This window comes from Sutterella sp. (genome assembly GCF_030539355.1).
In the GTDB taxonomy this organism is placed as follows: domain Bacteria; phylum Pseudomonadota; class Gammaproteobacteria; order Burkholderiales; family Burkholderiaceae_F; genus Sutterella.
Map to the genome: position 1 here is coordinate 1 of NZ_JAUNSF010000021.1, position 25,285 is coordinate 25,285.

The window sequence follows — 25,285 nt, forward strand, 5'->3', positions numbered from 1 at the left end:
CCAATTTAGGGACGGAGGTAGTCCCAAAACAGGGACATGAATCTACCAATGAAAAAACAAGGGAACAGATAAAGGAGCGAGGGAGTACCGCTGAAGAGCCGCCTCCGACTCCGCCGCCGTCGACGCCCGCGCGCTCGTCTTCTCCCTCCTCTTTCGTTTCCTCAAGGAAGCCCGCGAGGCGCACCGCCGAGCCGCCCGCAGGCACGCCGTGCCCGTTCGCGCTCGGAGACCCTGCGCCCGAGCAGTACGTCGCCATCGCCACGGCCGCAGGGCTCACGGCCAACGTGCCGCAGATCTTCGCGAAGTTTGTCAGTCACCACCTCTCGCACGGATCCGTCCTCGCCGACTGGCCCGCCGGGTGGAACGGGTGGTGCCTCGACGAGCTGCGCTTCGCCAGCACCAGGCGCATGCGGCAGGGACGCGCCTACATCGAGGGCACGACCGACGCCGACTACCTGCCCAACTCCAACGAACTCACGGACGAGGCCCGCCGCCGCATCGGCTGGGGCTACGACAAATGGGGGAAGAAACCGAAATGACTGAATCCGCCGACCGCAACGTCAGCGACAAGATTGCCGCCCTCGCGAAGTCGCAGGGCCTGCCCTTCAAGCCGCAGACCGTGCAGGTGAAGGTGATCGCGCCGCGGCCGCCCGAGCCTGTGCAGGTGCTCACGTCCGAGCAGGAGGCCGAGCTGCGCCGCGAGCAGGAGCGCGCGATCGCCGAGACCCGCAGGGACCACTTCCTGCGCATCCAGAGGGCCGCCCTCGAGGCGCTGCCGTGGACCGCCCGCGCGCCGCGCGGCATGACCTTCGGGAACTACGAGACGCCGCTCGAGGAGCAGAAGCGCGCCGTCGCGATCTGCCGCCGCTTCGCCGTGAGGCTGATGACCCGCATCATCCGCGACGAGCGCCCGCAGACCGGCGTCCTGCTCGCCGGACCCTCAGGCACTGGCAAGACGCATCTGGCCACCGCGATCCTCGCGGAACTCGCCGAGCGCGGCATGCCGGGCTTCTACCTGTGGGCCGCAGACCTCTTTGACATCTTCAACTGGCCCGACAGGCTCGACGAGTCGATCTTCCGCATCAAGGACCTGCTCTGCTCGGTCTCGTGCCTCGTGATCGACGAGATCGGCGTGCAGACGTGGACCGACGCCGAGCGCAAGCGCATCACGCAGATCGTCGACGCCCGCGAGCGTGCGGGACTGCCGACCGTCATCTGCACGAACCTCACGGACGATGAGCTCGAGCGGCAGGGCGGCAAGCGCATCGCGTCGCGCCTCCGCGGCACGTTCTACCCGGTCATCTGTGCATGGCCTGACCGCCGCGAGGAGACCTCCGTCGCGCAGCTCGACCCCGAGGAGGTGTTCTGATGGAAGGCTTCAACTGGAACCCCAAGGTCGCGACGATGCGCTTCGTCTATGCGCACCGCCGTCTCCTGCTGCCGGTCTCGAAGATGCACCGCGAGCTCGTCGAGTTTCACCAGGGAGTCGGCATCGACGAGATCCCGGACGAGGCCGTCGACGAGGTCATCTACGACCACGGCATGCGCGACTGCCTGATTGACGCCGACGCGGGTGGCCGGGTGAAGGTGCCCTTCTGCAAGGGCCTCGAGGCCCGCAGGGACGCCTTCTGCCGCGCCGAGATCCTGTACCGCACGACGGGCGTCGCGAACCCCGTCGAGGACATCGTGCAGGAGCGCTTCAACAAGGACTACGAGACCCGGCTCGAGCTTCGCCGGCAGGGCTACGCGCCCGCCCGCTGGACGGAGTGGACCGAGCCGCCGCCCGCGCCCATGCCGTCGCGGCCGCCGCAGAAGCCCGCAAGGAAAACCCATGACGAGGAGGACATCCTGTGAGAACCCTTGACTACCAAGACCTGCGCCCTCTGCTCGCACTGCAGCCTGGCATGCTCTACCGCGGCGTGCGCCTGCGCGCCGACGCCTTCGCGACCGCGGCGATGCTTGCCGCGCCGGACCGCGTCATCTACAGCCCGGACGGCCTCGATCATCCGCGCAGGGTGATCCCGCCGCGCGCCCATGAGAACCTGCTCGCCGCATGGACCGACCTGCAGATCTGGCTCACCGCGCTCGAGCAGAAGGACTCGTTCGTCGGCATGAAGCGCGCCGAGATCTTCGAGCGCCGGCTGTGCATCCAGCGCGAGTGTGCATACAACCTCGCTGCCAACAGGCCTGATTTGGACCCCAAAAACAGGCCTCAAGGCAGCGGCGAGCCTCGCTGCTCAAAGGCAGCGGAAAGGGGTATTTCGCTGCCTAAAGGCAGCAGGAGTGAGTCATGAGCATCGGTCCGGTCGCTTGTTACGCCGCCATCTACTTCACCCTCCTGATGCTTATCTTTGCCGGTTTCTTCATGCTCACCGACAACGCCGGCAGGCTCAAGGAGAACCCCGAGGAGATCCTGCTGCCGCTGGCGGTGATCACAGGTCCGATGGCTGTGCTCTTCATGCTCGGCGAACACCTGAGGGGGATTTGCCCATGATCGAGATCCTCGTCAACGTCGCCGGCTTTCTGATCGGCCTGATGGCACTCGGCCCGCTCTTCGGCGGGCCCAACATCTGGGCGCTCTTCCAGGATGCGCTCAAAAATTACTTTCAACGAAAGAGGGAGCGATGAGCACCCGAAAGCACCTGGGCGACGTGCCCGAGACGCTCGCCATGGGCGCTGACGACATCGAGGCGGCGCTCGTGGCCATGCATGCCGTGGTCTGCGCGATCAACCGCGGCCGCTGCGTGAAGGACCTTCGCGACGACCTCAACAAGGCCAGGGAGGCGCTGATGGCCGCGGCTGACACTGCCGCCAGGAAGCGGCGCGTCGTCATCTCTGGAGATCTCGCCAACGCCCTCGTCGACATCGCCGACGACTATCGAAACTGGGCCGCCTTCGAGATGGGGCTCTACCGCCCGGGCGAGGAAGCCTACAAGCGGAGGGAGGCGATCTACTCGAAGGCTGAGGACGCCCGCGTCAAGCTGATGCTCGCGTGCCGGGCCGCGGAGGATCTGCGATGACGGACGAACTGCTCACCCCCGAGGAGCGTCTCGCCGGATTCCCGCTCGACTGGCGGCCGATCTTCCCGGATGACGAGACCACATGGCCGCCCGAGGGCCAGCTCGTGCTCTTCGACTTCTACTACGAGCTCGAGGCGCACGATCAGTTCGTCGCCGGCAACTACATGTTCCGTGGCCTGCGCGACGGCACGCAGGTCGAGCGCTCGCTCGGCGGGCACATTCCGCTCGATCGGTGCCTGCGCTGGGCTCCGATCCAGACGAAGAAGAGGAGGAAAACGAAGTGAGGTTCATCATTCCCGGCACGCCCGTGCCCAAGGGCAGACCGATCTTCTCGCGCTTCAACCACATCGCCAGGACTCCGGAGAAGACGAAGCGCTTCGAGGAGCAGGTGCGGCTCGCCGCGCGCGTCGCAGGCCAGCACTACGGCGACCTGCCTTGCGTGGCCATCGTCACGTCGGTCTTCGAGCCGCCCGCATCGTGGAGCAAGAAGCAACGGACGCTCGCCATGGACGGCATCCGCCCGCACGTTTCACGCCCGGACGCGGACAATCTGACCAAGGCGGTCCTCGACGGCATGAACGGCGAGGTGATCAACGATGACGCCCGGCTCGTCGGTGTGGTGTGCATGAAGCGGTACGGGCCCGTGGCGCAGACCATCGTGGAGATCCTGCCCTTGCCTGACGGCATGGCCACCGCTGACCTGGTCATTGAGATGCTGGGAGGAAAGCATGACGGATGACGAGTTTGAGGCGTACCTCGTGAACTGGGGGCGCTGGTGCCGCTCCTCCTTCGGGCGGCCCGGGCAGTCATCCCTCGCGAAGGTCATGGAGAGCGACGGCGGCGAGAGCGGGGAGGTCGTCGTCGACGTCCGCGCCGCCGAGCGGGTGAACCACCTGTGGCAGATCATGCCCGATGACACGTGGGAGGCGAAGCGCGCCAAGGCGCTGATCGCGGTCTACTACTCGAGCGCCGGCAACGTGGGCTCCATGCTCGGGCTCATCCGCAGGACCCGCGGCTTCAAGATCCGCGACGGCGAGGTCGACCGCCTGCTCGAGCAAGCGAAAAAGTTTTTGCGCAGACGCATCGAGCAGTGGTGAGCTTGCAACACGTTCCGGAAAGGTGCTATAGTGCGCACATCAAATTTGATTGCCGGAAAGGTGTGTTGCTGCGCGAGCGCGGCATTGTCACGCCCGGAAGGAGCGAAAACCCTGCAGGAAAGACCTGTGGGGTTTTTGTTTTTGGAGGTCTGCGAGCCATGCCGCTTCTCTCGTTCTGCCGCTATCCGGGCTGTTCCAACACAGTGCCCTACGGCGAGAAGTACTGCGAGAGGCATCAGGCGGCCGGAGCTCAGAAGGAAAGGGAGCGTGAGCGAGCCCGCTGGAAGCTCCGTCAGCGCAAGCGCGGGTCCTCGACAGCCCGCGGCTATGGCTCGCACTGGCAGCGTCTCCGAGCTGCTTTCCTTCGAGAGCATCCTCTTTGCGAGATCTGCAAGGAGGCCGGCCGCCTGACGCCAGCGACGGACGTGGACCACATCATCCCGCACCGCGGAGACCAGGCCCTCCTCTGGGACAGGGACAACCTGCAGGCGCTCTGCCATGAGTGCCATTCAAGGAAGACCGCGCGCGAGGACGGCGGCTTCGGCAACCGCACCAAGTGAGTGCGCGAGCGCGCCCGAGGGGTAGGGGGACTTGAAAGTGCAATCAGAAGGCGGTCTAGACCGCGCCCCTACCTTTTCACGCGCGCATGCGAAATGAGAATTTAAAAAATGGCCGGACGACCCCGAAAATCCGACGCTCTGAAGAAGGCGCAGGGCACCTTCCAGCCGTGCAGATCCTTTGAAAAACTCGCCACCTCGACCGCGCAGGAGCTCACAGAAGAGGCTCCGCAGGGCCTTCCGCCCGATGCCGCCGAGGCCTGGGCGGTTGCGGTGCGTCATGCGCCGCGCGGTCTGCTCGTCGCGACCGACTTCAGCGTGCTCGAGCGATGGTCTCGCAACTACGCCCTCTACAGACAGCTCGCCCGAGCCGTCGACGAGGAGGGCGTGACGCAGGACGTGCTCAGGGCCGACGGCAACGCGCGCGTCGTGGTCAACCCGAACCTGACGAGCCTGATCGGCATACAGAAAGTGCTCGCCGCCTGTGAGCGTGAGCTTGGATTCACACCCGCCTCGCGCGTCAGGGTGAGGATGGCCGTCACTGAGGACGGCGAGGAGAAAGAGGAGGATGGCTTCGGCAGCTTCGTCTAGGAACTTCCCTTTGATCGCCAACCGGTACATCGAGCGCGTGCTCTCCGGGAAGCAGCCGGCATGCAAGTGGGTCAAGCTCGCGTGCCAGCGACAGAAGGACGACCTGAAGCGATGGGCGAAGTCAGGCCTCTACGTCTGGGACAAGGCGAAGGCCTCGCGCGTGTGTCAGTTCATCGAACTGCTGACGCACACCAAGGGTGAGCTCGCCGGTCAGAAGATCCGGCTTGAGCCGTGGCAGGTGTTCATCCTGACAACCGTCTTCGGGTGGACCCGCCGCACCGACGGCGGCCGCAGGTTCCGCAGGGTCTACATCGAGGTGCCCAGGGGCAACGGCAAGTCGGCGATTTCAAGCGGCGTCGCGCTCTACTGCCTCACGGCCGACGGCGAGCTCGGCGCGGAGGTCTACAGCTTCGCGACGACCCGCGACCAGGCGAAGATCGTCTTCGGCGACGCCAAGGTGATGGCCGAACAGAATGCCACGCTCCGGAAGCGCTTCGGGCTCGAGGTGATGGCCAACGCACTCTACGTGCAGGAGACCAACTCGACCTTTCGGCCGAAGTCCGCCGACGGCTCGACGCTGGACGGCCTGAACACCCACCTCGGCGTGATCGACGAGCTGCACGCCCACAAAACCCGCGCGGTCTACGACGTGGTCGAGACCTCGCTCGGCAAGCGCAAGAACTCGCTCCTCTGGTGCATCACGACCGCGGGCTTCGAGACCGCAGGCATCTGCTACGAGGTGCGCACGATCGCGACCAAGGTGCTCACCGGCGAAGCGAAGGCCGAAGCGCAGTTCGCGATCATCTACACCATTGACGAGGACGACGACTGGAAGAGCCTCGACGCCCTCAGGAAGGCCAACCCGAACTGGGGCATCTCCGTCGAGGAAGGCTACCTCACGGACTCGCTCGACAAGGCTCTGACCGTGCCGTCCTCGGCGCCGAACTTCAAGACGAAGCACCTGGACGTCTGGTGTACCGCCCGGTCAGCCTGGCTCGACATGGTGGCGTGGAAGAACTGCGAGGATCGCCAGCTCTCCCTTGACGACTTCGAGGGCCGGCGCTGCGTGATCGGCCTCGACCTCGGCGCGAAGAGCGACATCACGGCCAAGGTCTACGTCTTCCCCTTCGAGGACGCCGACGGCGAGGAGAGGTACGCGGTCTTCCCGGCCTTCTACCTGCCCGAGCGTGCCGTCGAGGTCTCGCCCGTGAGTCAGTACCGCGGCTGGGCCGAGAGCGGACAGATGCACGTCACCGACGGCGCAATGACCGACCTCAATCTCGTCGAGGAGGAGCTCCGCGAGGATCTCTCGCGCTTCGACGTCGACGCGATCGTCTACGACCCGTGGCAGGCCGCGCAGATGGTGCAGAGCCTCTCGAACGATGGTGCGCCGATGATTGACTGCCGCATGTCGACGGCCAACATCTCCGAGCCCATGAAGAACGTCGAGGCGATGGTGCTCGACGGGCGGATCCGCCACCCGGGCCAGCCGGTGCTCGACTGGATGATGGGCAACGTCACGGCCAAGGTGGACGCAAATGACAACGTCTACCCGCGCAAGGAAGACGGTAACTTCAAGATCGACGGCGCCGTGGCTCTGATCATGGCGATGCGCTCCGTGCTGAACGCCGAAGAGGACAAGTTCGGCGACCTCGAGGCGCTCGCGCAGCCGGCGACCTTCCTCTCATGGTGAACCCATGTTTCTGAAAAGACTGATTAACTGGGTTGCCTCGTGGGGCGGCCCGCTCGGCACTGCGACCGGTCAGCAGACCGGGCTCCCTGTCGGGCCCGTGATCGACCAGACGCAGAACGTACCCGCGGACAAGGCGCTGCAGATCTCGACCGTGTGGGCGTGCGTCTCGATCATCGCCAACACCCTGAGCACCCTGCCGCTCAACGCCTGCCGCGAGGACGACGAAGGCGGCCTGACGCTCGCCCGCGACTCGCGCCTGTGGCACCTGCTGCGGCGCTCGCCCAACGCATGGATGACGCCGAGCGCCTTCATCATGACGATGGTGCTCAACCGCATGCTCCGCGGCAACGCCTATGCGCGCATTGACCGCGACAGCGCCGGCGAGCCGATCGCGCTCGTGCCGCTCTCCTCCGATCAGATGGAGGTGATCTTCTCCGACGGCCGCCTGACCTACCGCTACTTTCAGGACGGCGAGTACGCGCTCTACCGCGCCGAGGACGTCATCCACTGGAAGGGCATCGGCAACGGCTGGATCGGTCTGAGTGCGCTCGAGTTCATGCAGACGACGACCAACGAGGCCATCAAGACGCAGAACAACGCGAACCTGATGTACGGCAAGGGCTCGAAGCCTTCCGGCGTCCTGCGCACCGACGAGGCACTCAGCGCCGAGCAGTTCGCCGCGCTGAAGAGCCGCTTCCAGAACAGCATGACCTCGGACACCGCAGGCCTGCTCGTGGTCGACCGCGGCCTGCAGTACCAGCAGATCTCGCTTTCGCCCGCGGACGCGCAGCTCCTCGAGACGCGCAAGTTCACGGTCGAGGAGATCTGCCGCTGGTTCGGCGTGCCGGCGGTGCTTGTGCAGGCCGACGGCGCCACCACGTGGGGCAGCGGCATCGCGCAGATCGTCCAGGGCTTCTACAAGTTCGCGATCCTGCCGCTCACCACGAGCTTCGAGCAGGCGCTCGAGAAGGGGCTCGTGCCGGTCACGGACAGCGAGATGCGGCTCAAGTTCGACACCCGCGAGCTTCTGCGCGCGGATCCGGCGACGCTCGCGAGCTACTACGCGACCAACGTGCAGAACGGCCTCATGAGCCGCAACGAGGCGAGGCGCCAGGAAGGTCTGCCGCCTGTCGAGGGCGGCGACGCGCTCACCGCGCAGACGAACCTGACACCGATCGAGAAGCTCGGCCAGACGGCGACACAGCCGGCAAGCACGGCGGCGACCCCGGCGGAAACCACTCAGCCGCCTACCAAACAGTGAGAACGAAATGACTGACGAACTCAGAAAGACAAAGGACGTCTCGCTCGCAGAGTGCCGGCTGAAGGTCGACTCCGAGCGCCGCGTCTTCTCGGGCTACGCGAGCGTCTTTGACGGCGTGGACGCCTACGGCGACACGATCCGCAAGGGCGCCTACGAGAACAGCCTCGCCAAGTACGGCATGCCGAAGATGTTCTTCGGGCACGAGTACGCCATCCCCATCGGCAAGTGGACGGTCTGCCGCGAGGACTCGATCGGCCTCTACGTCGAGGGCGAACTCACCGAGGGCAACCCGCAGGCCGACGCGGTCTACGCCGCGCTCAAGCACGGCACGGTCGACGGCCTCTCCGTGGGCCTCTGGATGCGAGGCGGCACCTACACCGAAAAAGAGGACGGCTCCGGTCTGGAGATCCATGACGTCGGCCGCCTCACCGAAATTTCCGTCTGCTGCTTCCCGGCGGACGGCAAGGCGCGCGTCACCACGGTCCGAAGTGAGGACGTGGACGGCGTGCAGACAGTACGCGACCTCGAGCAGCTCCTGCGGGAAGCAGGCCTCTCGAAGTCCGTGGCCACCGCGCTGGTGGCGAAGGCCAGGCAAGTCTTTGGCACTCAGAGGGAGTCTGAGGCGGATGAGCAGGCACAGAAGCAAATCCTCGAGCGCCTTCAGCGCCTCGAGAAACTCATCTGAGGTTAAAAATGGCAACTATTGACGACATCCTCAAGAGCGTTGGCAGCCTTGAGAAGAAGATTGACGAGGTCTCCAAGGACAAGGAGGCCGGTCAGGAGCAGGTCGAGAAGAAGCTCAAGGAGCTCGGCGAAGAGCAGCTCAAGCTCGGCCGTCAGCTTCTCGACGTCCAGCAGAAGAGCCTCGCCATGCCCGGTCAGGCGCCCGCGGTCAAGTCCGTCGGCGACATGATCGTCGAGGGTGATTCCTACAAGGCGATGCGCGCCGGCCAGACCCGCGCCACCAAGACCTTCGTGGACGAGGTGAAGCGTGAGAAGGCCGAGGCGGCCGACCCGATCACCACGCCGACCGGCGGCATCGTGCAGGCCTACCGTCGCCCGGGCGTCCTCCCGGGCACGTTCCGCCCATTCACGATTGAGGGCCTGCTCCCGTCCGTCGCGATCTCCTCGAACTCCTTCGAGGTCCTTCAGGAAGACGAGAGCCAGTACGTCGAGAACGCCGCGATCGTCGCCGAGGGCGGCACCAAGCCGACGTCCTCGACGGGCTTCAAGCTCCTGCAGGGCACGATTCAGACGGTCGCGAACACCACGCGCATCACGAAGCAGCTTCTTGACGACACCCCGGCGCTCGCGGCCTACATCAACCTGCGTCTGGTCTACGGCGTCGACCTCAATGTCGAGAACGAGCTCATGACCGGCGACGGCACCTCCGGCCACCTCTCCGGCATGCTCTCCGACGGCAACTACACGCCGCACGGCGTCACGGCGCTCGCCGACCTCGGCGGCACCGGCGCGAACCTGTTCGACCTGATTCTCCGTGCGAAGACGAAGATCACGCGCGCCTACAACCGTCCGAACTGCATCCTCCTCAATCCGCAGGATTGGGAGACGCTCTGCATGCTCAAGGACGCTGACGGCCGCTACATCCTTGGCGGCCCGGTCACTCCGGCCGATCCCCGTGTCTGGGGCCTGCCGGTGTGGACGACCGAGGCGGTCCCCGAGAGCAAGTTCCTCGTCGGCGACTTCTACTCGGCCGGCATGCTCTACACCCGCCAGGGCATGACCGTCGAGCTCTTCGAGCAGGACCAGGACAACGTGATCCGCAACCTGGTCACGGTTCGCGCCGAGCGCCGCATGGGCTTCGGCATCGAGAAGCCGAGCGCTCTCTGCGGCGGCGACTTCGTCCTGCCGACGGCCTGACGAGGTGACGCATGGCCGTTGACGTCTCAACAGCGAAAGCGGCCGTGACGCTCGAGGAGATCAAGGAACACCTCCGCCTTGATACGACGGAGGAGAACAGTCTCCTCGAGCTGTACGCGCTCGCCATCACGCAGCGCGCCGAGCACATCCTCGGACGCGCTCTCATCACCCGCGAAGGGCAGGAAGGCTACGGCGACAAGCCCGCGGCAGTGCCGGCGGCGATCCGCCACTGGATCCTGCTGCACGTCGCCCAGGCCTACGAGAACCGCGAGACCAAGATGGACGAGGCTCTCTCGACCATCCCGTTCGCGGACGCCCTGCTCTCGCCCTTCAAGACGTGGAGCTGACGCATGGAACTACCTGACATCGGCATGCTCGACCGCCGGGTGGCCATCCTGCACAAGCAGCACCTTCCGAATGACCGGGGCAGCAACACCGCAGTCACCGTCGACCGGGACATCGTCTGGGGAAAGCTCGAGGTGACCGGCTCGATGCTGTATTACGGCACCGATCAGATCGCCGGCGGCGTGACGCACCGCGTCTACGTCAGGCGCTATCCGAACCGCACCCGGCCGCAGGATCTTCAGCACGTCACCGAGCTCGAGATCGACGGCGTCCGCTACCGCATCAAGCGCGTCGCGGACGTCGGCGGCGACCGGCGCTTCACTGTCATGGACGTGGAGGAAGCAAATGCTGTGCGCAGTCCGCGTGGACCGAGGTTTTAAGCGCGTCGACTACGACCGGAAGGCGTTTCGGCAGCCTCTCCGGAAAGTCGGCCAAGAGGTCCGCAAGCAGGCCCGAAAGCTGATCGGGCGAAAAGGCGTCTCCGAGCCGGGCGGCATGCCTGGCAAGCAGACGGGCGTCATGCAGCGCTCGATCCGCTCGAAGGTCTCGCGCTCCGGATACTCGGTCTCGGTCTACCCGACCAAGACCAGCCAGATGGGCGAGGTCTACTACCCGGCCTTCGTTGTCTACGGCCACCGCGGCCCGAACTCCGAGACCGCCCGCGAGGCTCGTCAGCACCGCAAGCGCTCCGGCGTGAAGGTGGCGGAACCTCGTGCGAACTTCATTCCCGTCGCCGCGCAGCGGTATCAGCAGACCTTCCAGACCGTCATCACCGCGGCGCTCGACAAGGCAATTAAGTAATTATTTATATATGGAATTGACGCCCATCATCACGGCACTGCGCGAGCGGTGCCCGAGCTTCGGCAACCGCGTCGCGGGCGCCGCGGAGTGGGGCTCTATCGCCGACGAGCAGTGTCCGATTCTGCCTGCGGCCTACGTGGTGCCGGCATCGCAGACGGCCGGAGAACAGACGACCGACGGCAGTTACCTGCAGACGGTCACCTGCACCTTCGCGGTCATCACGATCGTCGACAACTCCGCCGTCGCGCCCGAGGACGCCGCAGGCCTCGTTCCGCACGAGGTCATGCACGCCCTCGAGCGCGAGATCTTCAAGGCGCTTCTCGGCTGGCGGCAGGGCGAGCACGAGGTGACCAACCGCTTCGGCCGAAAGTGCATGGCCTACACCGCCGGCCCGATCGCCTACGAAGGCGGTGAGCTCATTCACCTCGACGCGGCGCGCCTGATCTGGCAGTCGGATTTCTCCTTCGACGTCGACCTCGGCGAGGAGGACACCTACCTCAAGGTCATCCAGGACGGGCTGCCCGACCTCGAGGGCGTCGACGTAACGATCTCCAAGCCCGAAACCTCTTCTTCAACCGACGCCGCGGCCGATGAGCTCGACGTCACCGTCCAACTGGAGCAGCCATGAGCATCTCCTTCAATACGATTCCGAGCGGCATCCGAGTGCCGCTTTTTTATGCCGAGGTGGACAACTCCGCGGCCTACGCGTCGAGCGATGCCTATCAGTCCCTGCTGATCGGCCAGATGCTCGACAGCGGCACGGCGACCGTCGGCAAGCCCGTGCTGGTCTCGACGGCCGCGCAGGCCAAGAAACTTTTCGGCCGCGGCTCGGTCCTCGCCCGCATGGTCGAGGCCTTCCGCAACCAGGCGACGGTGGCCACGCTCATGTGCCTCCCTATCGCCGCACCCGACACGGCGACGGCCGCGACCGCCACGATCACGGTCGCCGGTACGACGACCGAGGCCGGCACGATCTCGCTCTACATCGGCGGCGAGCGCGTGCAGACGACCGTCGCGAGCGGCACTGCCGCGGCGGCTGTCGCGCAGGCCATCGTCGACAGCCTCGAGCTTGAGAAGGACTTCCCGGTCACGGCGGCCTGCGAGAGCAACGTCGTCACGCTCACGGCGAAGACGCCCGGCACGCTCGGCAACGACATCTCCGTCGCGCTCAACCTTCGCGGCGCGATCAACGGCGAGGAGACGCCCTCCGGCATCTCGCTCACCATCACGGCCATGGCCGGCGGCGCGGGCGACCCGGACATCGAGGACGCGACGAGCGTCATGAAAGATGAAAGGTACGACTTCATCGCCTGTCCGTGGTCCGATGCCGCGACGCTCGACGCGCTCGAGCTCGTGCTCGACGACTCGACCGGCCGCTGGAGCCCGTACAGCATGCTCTACGGTCACGTCTACACCGCGAAGCGCGGCGAGGCGGACACGCTCAAGACCTTCGGCAACACGCGCAACAGCCAGCACGTGACCGTGTTCGGCCTCGAGCCCGGCCTGCCGGCGACGCTCGACGTGGTGCTTGCCGCGGCTGTCGGACGCACGGCCGTCTTCACCGAGGCGGATCCGTCGCGTCCGACGCAGACGGGCGAGCTCACCGACGTCCTCGCGGCGTCGAGCGACGAGCGCTTCGACCTGACGACCCGCAACACCTTGCTTCAGAACGGCATCGCGACGCTGACGACGTCCTCGGCCTCGGTCGTCATGATCGAGCGCGCCATCACCACGTACCAGACGAACAGTCTGGGCGACGCCGACGCCTCGTACCTCGACTCCGAGACGATGCATCAGCTCGCCTACATCATCCGCCAGCTCAAGAGCCGCATCACGTCGAAGTACGCGCGCCACAAGCTTGCGGACGACGGCACGGCCTACGGCGCCGGGCAGGCGATCGTCACGCCTTCGGTCATCCGCGGCGAGCTCGTCGCGTGCTACGCCGAGCTCGAGGAAGCGGGCCACGTCGAGAACTCGGACCTCTTCGCCAAGAACCTCATCGTCGAGCGCAACTCGGACAACCCGAACAGGTTGGACGTCCTCTTCCCGCCCGATCTGGTGAACCAGCTCAGGATCTTCGCGGTCCTGAACCAGTTCAGGCTTCAGTACTAAGGAGTGACTCAAAATGGACAAGCTTGCAGGCACCTGCTACGTCAAGGTCGACGGCGAGATGCTGCTGCTGCAGGGCTCTCTCGCCCTGCCGCTCGGCACGGCGAGCCGTGAGACGATCATCGCCAACGGGAAGCCCGTCGGCTACAGCGAGACCGAGGTGGCGCCGTACATCAGCGGCACCTTCGTCGTCAATGCGGACTTCCCGCTCGAGACGCTCGTCAATGGCACGGCCATGACTGTCACGGCCGAGTGTGCGAACGGCCTCAACTACACGCTCTCCGACGCCTACCTCGCCGGCGATCCGCCCGAGTGGAGTCCGCAGGACAACAGCACCGTCACGCTGCGCTTCGAGGGCAAGAAGGGGGCTTTCGCATGACCGAGCCGATCATCTTCAAGCTGACCGAGCCCGTCCAGTACGGCGACGAAGTGCTCGTCGAGCTCACCTTCAAGGAGCTGACCACCGACCTCATCATTGCCCTGGGCTTTCCCTACGCGGTGAAGGTGAGCGGAGACGAGTTTCCGAGGCCGGACCCGTCGCTCTGCGTGCAGTACGCCTCGAGGCTGTGCGGACTTCCGCCGTCGGTCATCAGGAAGCTGGCTCCGAGTGACTTCTACGGCATTTGCATGCTGATCATGGGTTTTTTCAACCAGTTGGGAGTCGCTCGCTCGACGATCTGACTCATGAGTGCTTCAAGCTCGCCCACGTCTGGCGAGTTTCCCCGAGCGAGGTCCTCGCGCTGCCGCTGTCGAGGCTCTCGCTCTGGATCCATCACTGGAATCGACTTTCAAAGGAACTGACAGATGGCTCAAGGTAAGGATTTCCGCCTGACTGCGGTCTTCTCGGTCCGCGACGCCGGCTCCCAGGTGATGGAGCATCTCTCGGCGAAGTGGGACGGGCTCCGGCAGACGATCGAGAGCACGGACTTCTCGGCCATGCAGAAGCAGGCGCGGCTCTTCCAGCGCTCCGTGAGGAACGCCGGTGACGCCGCGGCTGACTTCGCGATGACCGTCGGCGCGCCGCTCACGGCCGCAGTCGCGGCCGCGGGCTTCAGCCTGCAGCAGATGGTCACGGGCTACGCCCAGACCGGCGACGCCATTGACAAGTCGGCGCAGCGCCTCGGCATCGGCACCGCGGCTTTTCAGGAGCTCTCCTACGCCGCGCGCTCGGCCGGTGCCGCTCCGGAGGACCTCGAGGACGCCCTCAAGGACTTGGGCGAGCACATGGCCGAGATCTCGCAGGGCGTGGACACGTCCTCGGACGCCTTCACGCTCCTGCAGAAGCTCGGCATTGATCTTCGCGACGAGGCAGGCAATCTCCGCCCGGTCACGGACGTCTTCCGCGAGCTGGCTGACGCCATCCAGAGGAACGAGGACCCGTCGCTCCGCGTGAAGATGGCTCTGGCCACCATGGGCGACAGCGGCCGCAGGCTTCTGCCGGCGCTCACGGGCGGCTCGGCAGGTCTCGATGCCATGGCCGCCCGGGCGCACGAGCTCGGCGTGGTCATGAGCGACGACGCCGTCAAGGGCGCGGCCGATCTGACGACCTCGCTCACGGACTTCCGGATGGTCGTCGGCTCGCTAGGCGACCGCATCGGCGCCGCTCTCGTTCCGCAGGTGATCAGCATCACCGACCGCTTCCGCGACATGGCGGTGGCCAACAAGGACGCCATCCCGGACAAGGTCTCTCAGGCGGCCGAAAGCCTCGGCGAAGCACTCGCGCAGGTCGACTTCGAGGGACTCGTCTCCGGGCTCATCACCGCGGCCGACTGGGGCATCCGCGCCTTCAATGCCATCGGCGGCTTCAACACCGTCCTCTATGGCCTCGGTGCGATCGCCGCCGGCAAGACGCTGATGAGCCTGGTCACGCTCGGCAGTTCGGTCGTCACCATGGTGCAGAGCTTCGGCGCGCTCGCCACGGCCGCGAAGACCGTCGGCGTCGCGATGACCGCTGGCATGGGGCCGGTGGGTCTCGCTATCGCGGCTGTCGCCGCCGGTGCCGCGCTCGTCATCACGTACTGGGACGAGATCTCGGACGTCGTCGGCGCCGCCGCCGACTGGATGGACGAGAAGTGGGAAGGCGCCAAGGCCATGGGCGCGAGCGCCGCCTCATGGGTCAGCAGGAAGTGGGACGAGGCGGGCAACGACATTCAGAGCGCCGTCGACGGTGCGACCGCCTTTGCCTCCAACGCCTGGGAAGGCCTCAAGAAGTCCTGCTCTGACGCAACCGGCTTCATCGGCCAGGCATGGACCGGGCTCCAGAAGATGATGGATCTCGGCTGGGACGGCACCCTCAAGGTCATCGGCGACAACTTCAAGGCCGTCTTCCGGGGGATTGACTTCTCAAGCCTGATCCCTGACTGGGTAAAGAAGTTCCTGCCGGAGGACTGGCTCAAGTCTCCGGCGACGACGGCCACGACGCCGACGACGTCGACTTCTTCAGCCCCGTCGACGCAGATGCCGTCGGCCACGACGCCGACGACGTCGACTTCTTCAGCCCCGTCGACGCAGATGCCGTCGGCCACGCTGCCGCGCGTCGAGCTCGGCCCTGTGCAGACGCAGCAGGTGGCAGGCACGATGACCATCTCCGTGACCGCGACCGGCGGCGCGGCGGCAGCCATCACCGACATCGATGCGACTGACGGCCTCTCAATTTATGGCTCAGTCGGCCAGTCCGGCCGGTCTGAGGGTTACTACGGATACTGACGATGAGCGTGCTTTCTGATCAGTTGCTCGACGCGAGCTTCAGGGGCGTGCCCTTCTACGTCGAGACGTCCGACATGCGAGTCGGCCGTCGCACGCAGGTGCATGAGTACCCGCAGCGCGAGAAGCCGTACGTCGAGGACCTCGGCCGCGCGACGCGGCGCCTGACCTTTCAGGCCTTCGTCGTCGGCACGGACTACATCGCCCAGGCGAACGCGCTCCTCGCCGCGATCGAGAAGCCGGGCGCGGGCACGCTCGTGCATCCGCAGCTCGGCGAGATGCAGGCGACCCTCACTGCCGTCAGCGTCCTGCACTTCGATCAGGCGCTCGGCCGGGCAACGGTCACGCTCGAGGCGGTCGAGGCGGGCGAGCTCGTCTTCCTGAACTCCTCGGACGATTCGGAGGCGGCCGCTCTCGAGATCGCCGACGAGCTTCAGCAGAGTGCGATCTCGGCCTTCATTGAGTCCGTCGACCTCACGGCCGTCTCGGACTACATCGATGCGGCCATGGAGGGCGACCTCGCCGAGGTGCTCGGCATCGTCGCGGCCTCCGACCTCGCGCAGGTCTTCGACTTCGCGACCGAGGTGGCCGAGCTCGCGAGCGAGGGTCTCGCGATCATCACGGGCGGACCGTCGGTCTTCGCGCAGCGTCTCGCCGGCGCTCTGGGGCTTTCGTTCTGGGCGACGACGGTCACGGCGTGGAGCCGCGTCGGAAAGCAGATCACGAACCTGCTCGGCAAGGACGAACTCTCTTCCGGAACGAAGAAGCTCGCCGCGGCCGAGGCTGAAGGGACAACCCTCTCGGCCGTCTCTCGCCAGACGATGACGAACCGAGCCGCGCTCGAGACCGTGACGCGACGCCTCCTCATCGCGCAGATGGCGGGCGTCTCGGCGCTCGTCGGAACGTCGGTCGACTCGACGTCGCCGGGCGCGGTGGTGACCTTCGTCGACGAGGAGACCTCCTCCGGAGAAGAGACCGTCGTCGCCCAGAGCTACGACGAGCTCATCGAGCTCCGCGAGGATCTCCTCGACGCGCTCAACGCCGAGATGCTCATAGAGACCGACGACGAGGTCTACCAGCTCCTCGACGAGGCCCGCGTCGCGATCTTCGAGGCGATCACCGCCCGGGCGGACACCGCCTCGCGGCTCGTCACCGTGACGCCGACGGATGTCATGCCTGCGCTCGTCCTTGCCTACGACTGGCATGACGACGCGAGCCGGGACCGCGAGATCGCCATGAGGAACGGTGTCAAACATGAAGGCTTCGTGCCTGCCGACCCGATTCGAGTTTCGAGTGAGTGATGAGCGAAAAGAGCAAGAATTTGGTGCGGGTTCACTACGCCGGACGGGTGTACGACGGGTGGAAGTCGGTGAGGATTGACGCCGGCATCGAACAGATGGCCCGGGCCTTCGCCCTCGAGGTGACCTATTCCCTTCCCGGCGACCTGAGCTTCCGAGACTTTCAGTCGGGCGGGCTCGCGCAGGTCTACATCGATGACGATCTGGTCTGCACCGGGTGGATCACCTCGACGCCCGCCAGCTACGACGCCAACTCGATCAGGCTCCAGCTGCAGGGGAAAAGCCGCACGGTCGACCTGGTCGATTGCTGTCCGGTGAGCGCTGCCTTCGCGGCCGCGGGCTCGACGGGCACGCAGTGGGCCGACGTCAAGGGCAAGACTTCCACGGCGACCACGTCGGCGACGTCGACGCCGCAGACCTCGTGGAAGGGCATGGCAGCCGCGGACATCATCATGGCGCTCGCGCAGCCCTACGGCATCGCGGTCACCGTGCAGGGTGACAGCGGCTCGGCGACCGACCACACCGTCAACCCGGGCGAGACTGTCGCGGCGAGCATTGAGCGCCTGATCGAGAAGACGAACCTGATGGCCACGGATGACGAGCGCGGCAACCTCGTGCTCGCGCAGCCAGGGGCCGCGGGCGAGGCGGATGACGCGCTCATCCTCGGGCAGAACATCCTGCGCGGCAGTGCGCAGTTCGACGCCTCGAAGCGCTACTCGCGCTACGTGGTGCTCGGACAGTGTGCGGGCACGGACGACGTCTTCGGCGCTTCGGCCGCAGAGCTTCAGGGCTCGGCCGATGACAGCGGCGTCGCACGCTTCCGCCTCAAGGTCCTCAAGGACGAGGGCGAATCGAGCTTCGCCGGCTGCGCGGGCCGCGCGGACTTCGAGTGCCGCTATCGCGCCGGCAACTTCCAGAGAGCGAGCTACACCGTGCAGGGGTGGCGGCAGTCGAGCGGCAAGCTCTGGCGGCCGAACCTGCAGGTCTACGTCAAGGACGCCGTCCTTGGCCTCGACCGATGGATGGTGATCACCAAGGTCTCGCTCTCGCTCTCCGCGCAGGGCATGACGACACAGCTCGAGGTGGTGCCGCCTGACGCCCTCCTTTCCGAGCAGACAACCTCCACGTCGTCGACGAGCTCGTCGACGTGGGCCGGAGTGAAGTGATGGGCAGACTGGATGACATCGCCGCGCGCGGTACCGTTTCGGCCGCGGACGGCGCGAAGAAGCTCCGAGTGCTGCAGGTGCGCCTTCTCTACGACGAGGTGCGCGACCACCTCGAGCACATCGAGCCCTACGGGTGGACCGCCGAGCCGAAGGACGACGGCAAGCCCGAGGCCTTCGTGATCTTCCCGGCCGGCGACCGCTCGCACGGCTGGGTCTTCAGCGTCGTCGACCGCAGATACCGACCCAAGGGCCTCGAGCCGGGCGAGGTGGAGATCTACGACGATCAGGGCCAGTACATCAAGCTCGCACGCGACGGCATTGAGGTCGTCACGCCGAAGAAGCTGACAGCCACCATCGGCGAGAGCCTGACAGCGACCGTCGGCGCGGGCGCCACGGTCAACGTGACTGGCAGCGTCAGTGTGACGGCCTCCGAGTCGGCGACGATCACTTCGCCGACCGTGGCGATCGATGCCAAGGCCACCACGGTCACCGGCACGCTCACCGTGGAAGGCCTCATCGCCGGCAAGGGCGGCATGACCATCACGGGCGGCTCCGGCGGCTCCGCGGCGACCGTCACCGGCACGCTCACCGTCGTCGACGGCGACGTCACCGCGAGCGGCATCTCGCTCATGACGCACGTTCATGATGGCGTGCAGGGCGGCGACTCCACCACGGGCCAGCCGCAGTAAGGAGAAACCATGGAGCTTCTGCTCAACGGGGAAGTCGCCGATCTCTCGGACTTCGAGGACAACGAGCTCGCGCAGGCCGTGCTCATCAGCCTCTTCTCATGGCGGAAAAGTGCGGACGACGACGGCGTCGCCGCGCCGGGCCGCATGGGATGGTGGGGCGACAGCTACGCGCAGGTCGAGGGCGATCGCATCGGCTCGCGCCTCTGGCTGCTGCAGCGCGAGAAGCTCACTGAGAGCGCCCTCCGGAAGGCCGAGGCCTACGCCGAGGAGGCGCTGCAGTGGCTGATCGATGACGCGATCGTCGGATCCGTCGAGGTGATGGCCGAACGCGGTGAGACCGAGCGGCTTGACCTCTCGGTGACCCTCTACAAGCCCGACGATACGCAGGCCTTGAGCGCGCGTTTCCAGGACGTTTGGAGTGATCTGACATGAGTTTTGAAAGACCTACCCTGAGTGAGATCATCACCCGGGTGCAGAGCGACATCGAGAGCCGCCTCGGCAAGAAGGTCATGCGCTGGAGCCTCGCGGCGATCCTCGCGCGCGTGATCGCGGGCGTCTCGCACAGCCTTCACGGCTACATCGTCTTCGTCCTCAAGCAGTGCTTCAGCAGCACGGCCGAGGGCGCCTACCTTGAGCGCAGGGCCAGTGAGTACGGAATCACCCGCAACTCCGCGACCAAGGCCGAGGGCACGGTGACCTTCACGGGCTCCGGCACGGTGCCGAGCGGCACGCAGCTGCAGAGCTCTGAGTCGGTGGTCTACGTCACCACGGCTGACAGCGACGAGACGGCCATGACGGCGCCGATCGAAGCTGTCGCGGCCGGCGAGAGCGGGAACGCCGACGCGGGCCTGACGCTCACGCTCGTCTCGCCGGTCACGGGCATCGACTCCACGGCGACGGCCGGCGAGCTCTCCGGAGGTGCCGACGCCGAGGACGACGAGAGCCTGCGCGAGCGCCTGCTCGAGCGTCAGAAGTCGCCTCCGCGAGGCGGCACGGCCGCGGACTACGTCGCCTGGGCGAAAGACGTCACGGGCGTCACCCGCGCGTGGTGCTATCCGCGCGAACCGCAGACGGGGCATGTGACCGTCCGCTTCATGACGGATGACCTGACGGACAACGGCATCCCCACGGACACGATGGTCACCCGCGTCGAGGAGGCGATCACGGCTGAGATGCCGATCGCCGCGGTGCTGCACGTTGAGGCGCCGACGCCGCTCGCGCTCGACTGCTCGATCATGATCATCCCCGAGACCGAGGCGGTGAAGGCCAAGGTCGAGGCGGCCATACAGACGGCGATCGTCTCCGAGGCCGAGCCGGGCGAGACCTTCATGCTCACGGCGCTCGACCGTGCGGTGGCGGGCGTCAGCGAGATCACTTCCTACCGCATCAGCGTGCCGAGCGACGACCTTGCCTGCGACACGGGCGAGATCTACGTGCCAGGCACGATCACTTGGGTCTAAGCCATGGCTCACACCGAAAGCGACTACAGACACCTGACCGAGCACCTGCTGCCGCGCGGGCCGATCTGGAAGCCGAGGGAAGGCGGGCTCCTCGATGCGACGCTCTATGCGCTCTCGCGCGAGGCGGCCCGCATTGACGGCCGTCTTGAGCGCGTGCTCGACGAGAACGATGCGCGCACCTCGACCGAGATGCTTGAGACGTGGTTCTCCGACTGGGGAGTGCCGTCGGAGTGCATCACGGCCATCCTCGAGCCAACGACCGAGCAGAAGCGTCAGGAGCTCCTGACCAAGATCGTCAACAACACGGGACTCTCGGCGGGCTTCTTCAAAGAACTCGCCGCCTGGCTCGGCTACACGGTCGACATCACCACGACGACCACGGGCGAGCTGGCGACGATCGTCACGGTTTATTTCGACATACACGCGGGCGGCGACTACCGCGAGCTCGACGTGACATGGGACGTCACGCAGCCGCTCGCGATCTGGGGACAGGAGATTCTTGAGTGCATCTTCAAAACCTTCGCCCCGGCCCACGTCAAAACGATCTTCCGCTATGAGGCGGATGAAACCTCTTAAGGAACAGACATGCCTTCCTACGCTCTGACGCCCGGCTACTTCAAGTCCGGCGCCTCGGCCTCGGCGCCTGACCTCGCCGAGCTCGTCTCGAACGGACATCCGACGGCCGGCGATTCTCTCAAGGCGATCGATGCTACGGTGCCCGGCGCCGGGTGGTACTTCCTGATCGATCAGATGCGCGTCGGTCTCATCGCGCTTTCCGGCAGAGACCCGGCCAACCCGCCGACAGCCATCGAGTGGTTCACTGCTCTGCAGAGCTTCGACTGGACGAATGACGGCACCCTCAAGGGCGCGACGCTCGTCGACCTGACCGTGACCACGGCCAAGCTCGCAGCGAAGGCGGTCACGGGTGACAAGATCGCCGATGCGACGATCACGGGCTCGAAGCTGACAAGCAAGACAATCACCAGCACGAAGATCGCTGACGCCACGATCACGTCGACGCAGCTCGCAGCGAACTCCGTGACCGTAAACAAGCTCGCCTCCGACGCCGTCACCACGGGCAAGATCTACCCGAAGGCGGTGACGGCCGCGAAGATTGCTGACCTCACGATCACGGCGGCGCAGATCGCCGATGCGACGATCACCTTCGCGAAGATGAGCGAGGACTCGATCGCGACCGAGGCGCAGGCCATCGCCGGCACTGCGACGGACGTCCTGATGACGCCGTACCTGGTGGCGAAGTACTTCGCCGCGCAGCCGAGCATCCCGCCGGGCACGATCTCCTTCTATGCCGGCACGAGCGTTCCGGACGGCTACCTCATCGCCAACGGCGCGACCGTCAGTCGCACGACCTACGCCGCGCTCTTCGCTGCCATCGGCACGAAGTACGGCTCGGGCAACGGCTCGACGACCTTCGGCCTGCCGAACCTCGCGGACCGCTTCCCCGAGGGTACGACGAGCACGAGCTCTGTCGGCACGTACGTGTCGGCGGGCTTACCGAACATCACGGGCTACACGGGCGGCGCGGCGGATGACTTCGTGAGCACGAGCGGGGCTTTTTACCGCGCGGAGAGCGGTTGCGAGGCCGACAACGGGAATTGGGGCACCTTTCACGCCTACCTTGACGCTTCGCGAAGCAGCAGTGTCTACGGCAATTCGTCAACGGTTCAGCCGCCAGCCTTGAAACTCCTCCCGCTCATCAAGTTTTGATGAGGGCAAGCAGCTTCAGTGCGAGGGGCTGAACCGTTGACGAACCGCCATAGATCCCGTTGGAATTTGACGCATAGAAGCCGTACTCGCCGGCGTTCGCCGCGTCTCCGCCTGCGCCATTCCCGGAAACGGCGGTTCGAGTGAACGCCCCAGAAGCGGCGGTTCCGCCCGACCATTCAAGCGTTGCCCTAAACGAACCCGTGATGTTCGGTGCCACTCCGACACCCAAAAAGAGGCTCGCCGCAGGGCCTGCAGCGCCGGTGCCTAGCCCCACGGCTAAACTCAGGCGGCCTTGGCGAGAACCGCGTCAGGCTCAAGGATGCCGTCGAGGAGCCCGGCTTCACGGGCACGGACCTCGGCGTAGTCGCTCCAGGCGAGCATCGCGGCGCGCCGGGCCTCGAAGTAGTCCGAGCGCATGTACGCCCTCATCACCTGCGAGCCGACGACGTGCGACAGACAGCTTTCGCCGACCTCGAGCACGATGCCGTGATCGGCCATCCACGATGATCCGACCGAGCGCAGGCCGTGCGGCACAAGCTTGCCGGCGAGCGAGGTCGAGTGCATGTACTTGGCGAGCGCCTGGCTCGAGATGTGGCTGCCGGTCCGCCTGCCAGGGAAGACGTGCGCGGCGCGCGGGTGCTCGGAGATCTTTTGCGCGGCCGCGAAGACGCCGAGCGCGAAGGGTGAGAGCGGCACTCTGTGCGGGCGCCGTTTCTTCATCTCCGTGTGCGGCACCGAGAGGACGTCGCCCTCGATCCACTCCTTCCGGAGAGCGGCGACTTCCTTCGGGCGCAGCAGGGTGAGCGCCGAGATGAGGAAGAGCACGCGGATGCGCGCCGGGGCCTCGGCCATGACCTGCATGACCTTCGGCAGCTCGCTCCAGTGGACTGCAGGCATCGGCGTGACGATCGGCGCCGCGAAGACCCTGCTCACCCGGGCGATCGGATTGTGTTCGATGTAGCCCGCGGCGACGCCGATGTCGAGCAGCTCGCGCGCTCTCATCAGGACCCGCTTGAGGGTGGCGCTGTGGCCGGCGACGTCGAGCGGCCGGACGGTTGCGATGACGAGGGGCGCCGTGATCTCGTCGAGCTGGCGACGCCCGAGAGGTTTGATCAGGTACCGCTCGAGCCGGGCTCGCTCGTCCTGGTAGCTGACGATCCGGCCTTTCTTCAGGCCGACCCAGAGGCGGAAGACGTCCTCGAGCGTGTAGCCGCGGGGCGGTTCCTGTCCGAGCGCCTTCCTTTCCCTGCGGGCCATCTGACGGGCCTGCATGAGACTCACCTCCGGCCATCGCCCGAGGTGCAGGTCTGTGACCCTGCCTCCGTGCGAGATGCGGAGGCTCCAGCTTTTCGCCCCTGACGGATGGATCCGCAGGGTGAGACCGTGGCCGATGGCGACGGTCCAGCGTTTTTCGCGCGGCCGCAATGCCGCGATCTTTCTTGACGTGATGGAGTCTTTCATGAGTTCCTCGATCAAAGAGCTGCCCCGGTTGGACGCGGACGGCTACTACGACGGAGTGGTTGCCTGCATGACGGGCAGCGACGGAAAACTGCAGCTGGCCGCGAGTGCCGTGAATGCAGATCCGCCCGAGCAGGACGGTCTGCACTTCTACAAGTACGACGAGGAGAGCAACGGCTGGACGGCCGAGGCCATCCCCACCTCGGCCGCGGAGTGCGTCGGCATCACGCTGCCGCACGCCTCGCGCACGGCGCGCGTGCAGAAGCTGAGGGCGCTCTTCCGCGCCTTCACCGATGGCTCGAGCACGCACCGCCTGGTGCAGGACGCGACCACGCTCGCACTCACCGTCGAGGCGATTCCGGAAAAGACCGTCGACGAGCTGCGAAGCGAGAAAAAGGCCGAACTCTCGCGCGCTTTCTCGACCTGGTACGACAGCGACGCGACGGCCGTGAGCTCGCTCGGCTGGCGCATTGATGCCGACAGCGACGCGAAGGCCAACGTCGACGAGCTGGTGCTGCGCCTGACGGCCGCCGCCGAGGGGACGACCGACACCTTCCGCGACGCCGACAACGCGCTCCAGACGGTGACGCTTGCCAATGCGCAGACGATGCAGCTCGAGATCGCCGAGGCGCGCCGCGCGGCCCTTGATCACAAATGGGAGCTCGGCGCCGCCATCGATGCGGCCGCGGACGCCGCCGCCCTCGAAGCGATCGAGATCGTCTTCGCCGAGCGGGACTTCACGGCCGCCGAGGAGGAGACTGAATGAACATCGATCTCCACGATCCGCAGCGCTTCGACCTGATCGTCAAGCAGGGTTCGGACGCTGAAGTCGGCTTCAAGGTCTGCTGCCTGCCGGATCCGGCCGCAGAGGACCAGACGCCCGAGCCGCTCAACCTGGCCGGCTGCAGCGCGAGGATGCACGTCCGGACGGACTTCGCTTCCGCGGACGCCGTCGACGAGCTCTCCACCGACAACGGGCGAATTTTCTTCGATGACGACCCGTCGACCGGCGTGGTTTGGATGTCCTTCACCGCAGCGGCGACGGCAGCTTACCCGCCGAGACAGCTCGTCTACGACCTCGAGATCACGGGCTCGGGCGGCGAGGTTGTTCCGGTGCTCGAGGGCTTCATTTTCGTCGCTCCGGAGGTGACGCATGACTGAAATCATCAAGACGACGATGCGCCTCGTCATCACCACGGTCTACCTGCGCGGCCGTCAGGGCATCCAGGGCGAGAGGGGTGAACAAGGCGAGCCGGGCGGCATCACCGCAGAGCTTCAGCTGCTCTACGACGAGACGAAGCAATTCAAGGCTGACGCCGAAACCGCGGCCAACAACGCCAAGACCGCAAAGACTGCCGCGCAGGACGCGCAGTCGAAGGCCGAGACGGCCGAGGCCGGGGCGGTCACTGCTCAGACGGCCGCAGGCAC

At 66.0% G+C, this 25,285-nt stretch carries 34 protein-coding genes and 1 pseudogene; 34 read left to right on the top strand and 1 reads right to left on the bottom strand.

The window, feature by feature from the left end; genetic code table 11:
* The first annotated feature begins 284 nt into the window (after positions 1-284).
* The 31 genes from Q4F91_RS05255 (at position 285) to Q4F91_RS05405 (ending at position 22,399) form a co-directional block, all read left to right on the top strand.
* Positions 285-539 (top strand): hypothetical protein, encoded by a 255-nt coding sequence (locus Q4F91_RS05255; RefSeq protein ID WP_303335265.1) that lies wholly within the window; start codon positions 285-287, stop codon positions 537-539.
* Entirely contained in the window at positions 536-1,369 is an 834-nt protein-coding gene (locus Q4F91_RS05260) for an ATP-binding protein (RefSeq protein ID WP_303335268.1), read from the top strand. Before Q4F91_RS05255 ends, Q4F91_RS05260 begins: the two co-directional genes overlap by 4 nt.
* The gene (locus Q4F91_RS05265) at positions 1,369-1,854 is read left to right on the top strand and encodes a hypothetical protein (protein ID WP_303335270.1); all 486 of its coding nucleotides are present in this window, start codon (positions 1,369-1,371) and stop codon (positions 1,852-1,854) included. Before Q4F91_RS05260 ends, Q4F91_RS05265 begins: the two co-directional genes overlap by 1 nt.
* Positions 1,851-2,294 (top strand): hypothetical protein, encoded by a 444-nt coding sequence (locus Q4F91_RS05270; protein ID WP_303335273.1) that lies wholly within the window; start codon positions 1,851-1,853, stop codon positions 2,292-2,294. Before Q4F91_RS05265 ends, Q4F91_RS05270 begins: the two co-directional genes overlap by 4 nt.
* Complete coding sequence (locus Q4F91_RS05275; protein ID WP_303335276.1) at positions 2,291-2,494, top strand: hypothetical protein; 204 nt, start codon at positions 2,291-2,293, stop codon at positions 2,492-2,494. The genes Q4F91_RS05270 and Q4F91_RS05275 overlap by 4 nt, the downstream gene beginning before the upstream one ends.
* Positions 2,491-2,628, top strand: coding sequence for a hypothetical protein (locus Q4F91_RS05280; RefSeq protein ID WP_303335278.1), 138 nt, complete (start codon positions 2,491-2,493; stop codon positions 2,626-2,628). Before Q4F91_RS05275 ends, Q4F91_RS05280 begins: the two co-directional genes overlap by 4 nt.
* Entirely contained in the window at positions 2,625-3,020 is a 396-nt protein-coding gene (locus Q4F91_RS05285) for a hypothetical protein (protein WP_303335280.1), read from the top strand. Before Q4F91_RS05280 ends, Q4F91_RS05285 begins: the two co-directional genes overlap by 4 nt.
* Entirely contained in the window at positions 3,017-3,304 is a 288-nt protein-coding gene (locus Q4F91_RS05290; RefSeq protein WP_303335282.1) for a hypothetical protein, read from the top strand. Before Q4F91_RS05285 ends, Q4F91_RS05290 begins: the two co-directional genes overlap by 4 nt.
* Positions 3,301-3,759, top strand: coding sequence for a RusA family crossover junction endodeoxyribonuclease (locus tag Q4F91_RS05295; RefSeq protein ID WP_303335284.1), 459 nt, complete (start codon positions 3,301-3,303; stop codon positions 3,757-3,759). Before Q4F91_RS05290 ends, Q4F91_RS05295 begins: the two co-directional genes overlap by 4 nt.
* Positions 3,749-4,117, top strand: a complete 369-nt coding sequence (locus Q4F91_RS05300) for a hypothetical protein (protein ID WP_303335287.1) — start codon at positions 3,749-3,751, stop codon at positions 4,115-4,117. The genes Q4F91_RS05295 and Q4F91_RS05300 overlap by 11 nt, the downstream gene beginning before the upstream one ends.
* A 158-nt stretch (positions 4,118-4,275) precedes the next feature.
* Complete coding sequence (locus Q4F91_RS05305) at positions 4,276-4,677, top strand: HNH endonuclease (protein WP_303335289.1); 402 nt, start codon at positions 4,276-4,278, stop codon at positions 4,675-4,677.
* A gap of 108 nt (positions 4,678-4,785) precedes the next feature.
* Positions 4,786-5,265: a phage terminase small subunit P27 family gene (locus tag Q4F91_RS05310; RefSeq protein ID WP_303335291.1), complete on the top strand. Its 480-nt coding sequence runs from the start codon at positions 4,786-4,788 to the stop codon at positions 5,263-5,265.
* A gap of 10 nt (positions 5,266-5,275) precedes the next feature.
* On the top strand, positions 5,276-6,958 hold the full coding sequence (locus Q4F91_RS05315) for a terminase large subunit (protein ID WP_303335294.1): 1,683 nt from the start codon (positions 5,276-5,278) through the stop codon (positions 6,956-6,958).
* Positions 6,959-6,962: 4 nt separating this feature from the next.
* Entirely contained in the window at positions 6,963-8,219 is a 1,257-nt protein-coding gene (locus tag Q4F91_RS05320) for a phage portal protein (RefSeq protein WP_303335297.1), read from the top strand.
* Between the two features lie 7 nt (positions 8,220-8,226).
* On the top strand, positions 8,227-8,904 hold the full coding sequence (locus Q4F91_RS05325) for an HK97 family phage prohead protease (RefSeq protein WP_303335299.1): 678 nt from the start codon (positions 8,227-8,229) through the stop codon (positions 8,902-8,904).
* Positions 8,905-8,912: 8 nt separating this feature from the next.
* Positions 8,913-10,100 (top strand): phage major capsid protein, encoded by a 1,188-nt coding sequence (locus tag Q4F91_RS05330; protein WP_303335303.1) that lies wholly within the window; start codon positions 8,913-8,915, stop codon positions 10,098-10,100.
* Positions 10,101-10,111: 11 nt separating this feature from the next.
* On the top strand, positions 10,112-10,447 hold the full coding sequence (locus Q4F91_RS05335; RefSeq protein ID WP_303335306.1) for a head-tail connector protein: 336 nt from the start codon (positions 10,112-10,114) through the stop codon (positions 10,445-10,447).
* Between the two features lie 3 nt (positions 10,448-10,450).
* On the top strand, positions 10,451-10,825 hold the full coding sequence (locus tag Q4F91_RS05340; protein WP_303335309.1) for a phage head closure protein: 375 nt from the start codon (positions 10,451-10,453) through the stop codon (positions 10,823-10,825).
* Positions 10,826-10,940: 115 nt separating this feature from the next.
* On the top strand, positions 10,941-11,246 hold the full coding sequence (locus Q4F91_RS05345; RefSeq protein ID WP_303335311.1) for a hypothetical protein: 306 nt from the start codon (positions 10,941-10,943) through the stop codon (positions 11,244-11,246).
* A gap of 10 nt (positions 11,247-11,256) precedes the next feature.
* Positions 11,257-11,874: a hypothetical protein gene (locus tag Q4F91_RS05350; RefSeq protein ID WP_303335314.1), complete on the top strand. Its 618-nt coding sequence runs from the start codon at positions 11,257-11,259 to the stop codon at positions 11,872-11,874.
* On the top strand, positions 11,871-13,358 hold the full coding sequence (locus Q4F91_RS05355; protein WP_303335317.1) for a phage tail sheath subtilisin-like domain-containing protein: 1,488 nt from the start codon (positions 11,871-11,873) through the stop codon (positions 13,356-13,358). The genes Q4F91_RS05350 and Q4F91_RS05355 overlap by 4 nt, the downstream gene beginning before the upstream one ends.
* A gap of 13 nt (positions 13,359-13,371) precedes the next feature.
* Complete coding sequence (locus Q4F91_RS05360) at positions 13,372-13,734, top strand: phage tail tube protein (RefSeq protein WP_303335319.1); 363 nt, start codon at positions 13,372-13,374, stop codon at positions 13,732-13,734.
* Entirely contained in the window at positions 13,731-14,036 is a 306-nt protein-coding gene (locus Q4F91_RS05365) for a phage tail assembly protein (protein ID WP_303335322.1), read from the top strand. Before Q4F91_RS05360 ends, Q4F91_RS05365 begins: the two co-directional genes overlap by 4 nt.
* 123 nt (positions 14,037-14,159) lie before the next feature.
* Entirely contained in the window at positions 14,160-16,061 is a 1,902-nt protein-coding gene (locus Q4F91_RS05370; RefSeq protein ID WP_303335324.1) for a hypothetical protein, read from the top strand.
* A 2-nt stretch (positions 16,062-16,063) separates the two neighbouring features.
* Positions 16,064-17,359, top strand: a complete 1,296-nt coding sequence (locus tag Q4F91_RS05375) for a DNA circularization protein (protein ID WP_303335327.1) — start codon at positions 16,064-16,066, stop codon at positions 17,357-17,359.
* Positions 17,360-17,382: 23 nt separating this feature from the next.
* On the top strand, positions 17,383-18,522 hold the full coding sequence (locus tag Q4F91_RS05380; protein WP_303335331.1) for a phage baseplate assembly protein: 1,140 nt from the start codon (positions 17,383-17,385) through the stop codon (positions 18,520-18,522).
* On the top strand, positions 18,522-19,211 hold the full coding sequence (locus Q4F91_RS05385; RefSeq protein ID WP_303335333.1) for a phage baseplate assembly protein V: 690 nt from the start codon (positions 18,522-18,524) through the stop codon (positions 19,209-19,211). Before Q4F91_RS05380 ends, Q4F91_RS05385 begins: the two co-directional genes overlap by 1 nt.
* Before the next feature lie 9 nt (positions 19,212-19,220).
* Entirely contained in the window at positions 19,221-19,643 is a 423-nt protein-coding gene (locus tag Q4F91_RS05390) for a phage GP46 family protein (RefSeq protein ID WP_303335335.1), read from the top strand.
* Positions 19,640-20,671: a baseplate J/gp47 family protein gene (locus Q4F91_RS05395; RefSeq protein ID WP_303335337.1), complete on the top strand. Its 1,032-nt coding sequence runs from the start codon at positions 19,640-19,642 to the stop codon at positions 20,669-20,671. The genes Q4F91_RS05390 and Q4F91_RS05395 overlap by 4 nt, the downstream gene beginning before the upstream one ends.
* A gap of 3 nt (positions 20,672-20,674) precedes the next feature.
* A complete protein-coding gene (locus tag Q4F91_RS05400; protein ID WP_303335341.1) occupies positions 20,675-21,247 on the top strand; it encodes a putative phage tail protein in 573 nt (190 codons plus the stop codon).
* Positions 21,248-21,256: 9 nt separating this feature from the next.
* The gene (locus tag Q4F91_RS05405) at positions 21,257-22,399 is read left to right on the top strand and encodes a phage tail protein (RefSeq protein ID WP_303335343.1); all 1,143 of its coding nucleotides are present in this window, start codon (positions 21,257-21,259) and stop codon (positions 22,397-22,399) included.
* A gap of 282 nt (positions 22,400-22,681) precedes the next feature.
* Here the strand turns inward: Q4F91_RS05405 and Q4F91_RS05410 are convergent, their stop codons facing one another.
* Positions 22,682-23,860: an integrase arm-type DNA-binding domain-containing protein gene (locus Q4F91_RS05410; RefSeq protein ID WP_303335346.1), complete on the bottom strand. Its 1,179-nt coding sequence runs from the start codon at positions 23,858-23,860 to the stop codon at positions 22,682-22,684.
* Here Q4F91_RS05410 and Q4F91_RS05415 point away from each other — a divergent pair.
* The 3 genes and pseudogenes from Q4F91_RS05415 to Q4F91_RS05425 form a co-directional block, all read left to right on the top strand.
* Positions 23,859-24,623 (top strand): DUF4376 domain-containing protein, encoded by a 765-nt coding sequence (locus Q4F91_RS05415; protein WP_303335350.1) that lies wholly within the window; start codon positions 23,859-23,861, stop codon positions 24,621-24,623. The genes Q4F91_RS05410 and Q4F91_RS05415 overlap by 2 nt on opposite strands.
* Positions 24,620-25,018 (top strand): hypothetical protein, encoded by a 399-nt coding sequence (locus Q4F91_RS05420; protein WP_303335353.1) that lies wholly within the window; start codon positions 24,620-24,622, stop codon positions 25,016-25,018. Before Q4F91_RS05415 ends, Q4F91_RS05420 begins: the two co-directional genes overlap by 4 nt.
* A pseudogene (locus Q4F91_RS05425) lies at positions 25,011-25,285 on the top strand (hypothetical protein); the annotation flags it as partial. The gene Q4F91_RS05420 and the pseudogene Q4F91_RS05425, both read left to right, overlap by 8 nt.

Coding starts and splice junctions, on each gene's coding strand:
- Q4F91_RS05340 (WP_303335309.1), top strand. CDS start 10,451: ATGGAACTACCTGACATCGGCATGCTCGACCGCCGGGTGGCCATCCTG.
- Q4F91_RS05385 (WP_303335333.1), top strand. CDS start 18,522: ATGGGCAGACTGGATGACATCGCCGCGCGCGGTACCGTTTCGGCCGCG.
- Q4F91_RS05335 (WP_303335306.1), top strand. CDS start 10,112: ATGGCCGTTGACGTCTCAACAGCGAAAGCGGCCGTGACGCTCGAGGAG.
- Q4F91_RS05415 (WP_303335350.1), top strand. CDS start 23,859: ATGAGTTCCTCGATCAAAGAGCTGCCCCGGTTGGACGCGGACGGCTAC.
- Q4F91_RS05300 (WP_303335287.1), top strand. CDS start 3,749: ATGACGGATGACGAGTTTGAGGCGTACCTCGTGAACTGGGGGCGCTGG.
- Q4F91_RS05390 (WP_303335335.1), top strand. CDS start 19,221: ATGGAGCTTCTGCTCAACGGGGAAGTCGCCGATCTCTCGGACTTCGAG.
- Q4F91_RS05365 (WP_303335322.1), top strand. CDS start 13,731: ATGACCGAGCCGATCATCTTCAAGCTGACCGAGCCCGTCCAGTACGGC.
- Q4F91_RS05325 (WP_303335299.1), top strand. CDS start 8,227: ATGACTGACGAACTCAGAAAGACAAAGGACGTCTCGCTCGCAGAGTGC.
- Q4F91_RS05265 (WP_303335270.1), top strand. CDS start 1,369: ATGGAAGGCTTCAACTGGAACCCCAAGGTCGCGACGATGCGCTTCGTC.
- Q4F91_RS05350 (WP_303335314.1), top strand. CDS start 11,257: ATGGAATTGACGCCCATCATCACGGCACTGCGCGAGCGGTGCCCGAGC.
- Q4F91_RS05310 (WP_303335291.1), top strand. CDS start 4,786: ATGGCCGGACGACCCCGAAAATCCGACGCTCTGAAGAAGGCGCAGGGC.
- Q4F91_RS05285 (WP_303335280.1), top strand. CDS start 2,625: ATGAGCACCCGAAAGCACCTGGGCGACGTGCCCGAGACGCTCGCCATG.
- Q4F91_RS05370 (WP_303335324.1), top strand. CDS start 14,160: ATGGCTCAAGGTAAGGATTTCCGCCTGACTGCGGTCTTCTCGGTCCGC.
- Q4F91_RS05400 (WP_303335341.1), top strand. CDS start 20,675: ATGGCTCACACCGAAAGCGACTACAGACACCTGACCGAGCACCTGCTG.
- Q4F91_RS05355 (WP_303335317.1), top strand. CDS start 11,871: ATGAGCATCTCCTTCAATACGATTCCGAGCGGCATCCGAGTGCCGCTT.
- Q4F91_RS05320 (WP_303335297.1), top strand. CDS start 6,963: ATGTTTCTGAAAAGACTGATTAACTGGGTTGCCTCGTGGGGCGGCCCG.
- Q4F91_RS05360 (WP_303335319.1), top strand. CDS start 13,372: ATGGACAAGCTTGCAGGCACCTGCTACGTCAAGGTCGACGGCGAGATG.
- Q4F91_RS05395 (WP_303335337.1), top strand. CDS start 19,640: ATGAGTTTTGAAAGACCTACCCTGAGTGAGATCATCACCCGGGTGCAG.
- Q4F91_RS05280 (WP_303335278.1), top strand. CDS start 2,491: ATGATCGAGATCCTCGTCAACGTCGCCGGCTTTCTGATCGGCCTGATG.
- Q4F91_RS05305 (WP_303335289.1), top strand. CDS start 4,276: ATGCCGCTTCTCTCGTTCTGCCGCTATCCGGGCTGTTCCAACACAGTG.
- Q4F91_RS05410 (WP_303335346.1), bottom strand. CDS start 23,860: ATGAAAGACTCCATCACGTCAAGAAAGATCGCGGCATTGCGGCCGCGC.
- Q4F91_RS05405 (WP_303335343.1), top strand. CDS start 21,257: ATGCCTTCCTACGCTCTGACGCCCGGCTACTTCAAGTCCGGCGCCTCG.
- Q4F91_RS05290 (WP_303335282.1), top strand. CDS start 3,017: ATGACGGACGAACTGCTCACCCCCGAGGAGCGTCTCGCCGGATTCCCG.
- Q4F91_RS05330 (WP_303335303.1), top strand. CDS start 8,913: ATGGCAACTATTGACGACATCCTCAAGAGCGTTGGCAGCCTTGAGAAG.
- Q4F91_RS05275 (WP_303335276.1), top strand. CDS start 2,291: ATGAGCATCGGTCCGGTCGCTTGTTACGCCGCCATCTACTTCACCCTC.
- Q4F91_RS05420 (WP_303335353.1), top strand. CDS start 24,620: ATGAACATCGATCTCCACGATCCGCAGCGCTTCGACCTGATCGTCAAG.
- Q4F91_RS05260 (WP_303335268.1), top strand. CDS start 536: ATGACTGAATCCGCCGACCGCAACGTCAGCGACAAGATTGCCGCCCTC.
- Q4F91_RS05375 (WP_303335327.1), top strand. CDS start 16,064: ATGAGCGTGCTTTCTGATCAGTTGCTCGACGCGAGCTTCAGGGGCGTG.
- Q4F91_RS05345 (WP_303335311.1), top strand. CDS start 10,941: ATGCCTGGCAAGCAGACGGGCGTCATGCAGCGCTCGATCCGCTCGAAG.